Origin of the sequence: Bifidobacterium imperatoris (assembly GCF_002860405.1) — a bacterium.
In the GTDB taxonomy this organism is placed as follows: Bacteria; Actinomycetota; Actinomycetes; order Actinomycetales; family Bifidobacteriaceae; genus Bifidobacterium; species Bifidobacterium imperatoris.
Genome location: NZ_NMWV01000056.1, coordinates 1 through 1,705, shown reverse-complemented (window position 1 = coordinate 1,705; position 1,705 = coordinate 1). Strand labels below are relative to the sequence as shown.

The following is a 1,705-nucleotide window of genomic DNA, read 5'->3' as shown; positions in this document are numbered from 1 at the left end:
TCAGGTGGGAAACTCCCCGTGTTCTGCATACTGAACCGCGCGTATTTGAGCGGCTGGGTTAGCGAATCCCTCAGCGTATGAGGGCGTGCTCCCATACGCGTTGGGCTTCGCGCAGTATCTCGCTGTCAGGGCGTAGGTAGTAGCGGGCCGTGGTGGCGATTGACGAGTGACCTAACGCGCGGCTGACCACCGCCACGTCCACGCCGGCGCCCAACGCGGTGCTGGCCCAACTGTGGCGCAGGTTGCGGCGTGGCACATACGGCAGGTTCTGTGACCTGCACCATGCGGCGTAGCGTCTGGCGACCTGACCTGGATTCAATAAGCCGATGAGACGGCCGCCCTCATGCGGTCTGATCTCGCGCAGTCTCAATACCGCGAATCTGGGGAGCACGACGGTGCGGCGCGATAGCTCGGTCTTCGGCTCCACGATCACCTCGTGTCCGTCCACCCACTGCAATCCGCGTCGGACCTTGACCTTGCCTGTATTGAGGTTCAGATCGTTCCATTCCAATCCAAGGGCTTCCTCGGTGCGCAGTCCGAGGCATACGCTGCAGAGCAGCCAGGCCTCGAGCTCGTGCCCGTGAAACCCGCGCAGCAATTGCCGTATCTGGCGGATGTCCAGCACTTCCGGCTCATAGCCGCTGGGCTTGGGTGGCGTGACCCTGTCGGTCACGTCCACATCCAGTAATCCGAGCCGTACCGCTGCTCGCAGCATCTGCCGGAGCACGGCCCAGGATTTACGCGCCGCACCGGCCGGCGTTATCGAGTCCAGCCACGACTGGATGCGCGGTCCAGTCAGATACGCCAGCTCCATGTCACCCAATTCGGGTCGTATGTGCCGTTGCCATGCGCTCCGGTATCCAACGCGCGTGCATTCGCGTAGTCTGCCGCACGCCGGCCAATACAACCGTTCCCAATATTCGTTCAACAGCATTTTCAACCTCCGGAAACCCGCACGCCGCATGGCCGTCCCAAGCGGATGATCGTGCGGGTTTTCGGCTCAATGATGAAGGAGGAGGCCAATGTGCCAGTAGATGATTTGCCCGTGTGGGCGGTGATGCTGAGCGCCCTGCTGGGCAGCGGGGCCACGGCCCCGATCACGGCATGGCTGCTACGACGGTTCGACCGCCGCGAACGCACCATCACACGCGAGGAACTGGACGCAGCGCTCGCGGATTCCGCCACCATCCGTGATCTGCAATCCAAACTGGACAGGGATTACGAGCGGCTGGAGTCATCGGAACGCGACCGCCGGCATTTACGGCTGGACGTGCTCCGCCTGGACCTGTTCGCGCATACCAGGAGCCGTACACAGCATGAACGTCAATTGGAGGCCGGCAAAGAATACATCGACCTGGGTGGCAACGGGTACGGGCACGCGCGCTACGAGGCGTTGAAGACCGACTACGTGCGCCGTGAGACCGCATGCGATTGGGAATACCAGCAGTAAGACAAGGAAAACCAAATGATCCTGAGGAGGAGATTATGACACAGGTGCATATCAGCATCAAGAAGGCGAACGCGGACGGTTCGCTGGAACCGGTGGGGGGCAAACTGCGTTTCCGTCCAGTCCGCCGTCATTTCGACACGGCCAAGAACCTGATCGTCGCGGAACCGTTCGAGGCGGCGCTCGCGGCTGACGGCACGGTGACGGTGACGCTCATGCCAACCACGCCCGCATACGTGTGGCAGATCGTCGAATTGG

At 62.0% G+C, this 1,705-nt stretch carries 2 protein-coding genes and 1 pseudogene; 2 read left to right on the top strand and 1 reads right to left on the bottom strand.

Features of this window, described 5'->3' with window-relative positions:
* Positions 1 to 70 precede the first annotated feature (70 nt).
* Positions 71 to 907, bottom strand: a complete 837-nt coding sequence (locus tag Tam1G_RS11405; RefSeq protein ID WP_242689733.1) for a site-specific integrase — start codon at positions 905 to 907, stop codon at positions 71 to 73.
* A gap of 96 nt (positions 908 to 1,003) precedes the next feature.
* Here Tam1G_RS11405 and Tam1G_RS11400 point away from each other — a divergent pair, with 96 nt between their 5' ends.
* Entirely contained in the window at positions 1,004 to 1,450 is a 447-nt protein-coding gene (locus Tam1G_RS11400) for a hypothetical protein (protein WP_242689654.1), read from the top strand.
* Positions 1,451 to 1,485: 35 nt separating this feature from the next.
* Positions 1,486 to 1,705 (top strand): annotated as a pseudogene (locus tag Tam1G_RS11395) (hypothetical protein); the annotation flags it as partial.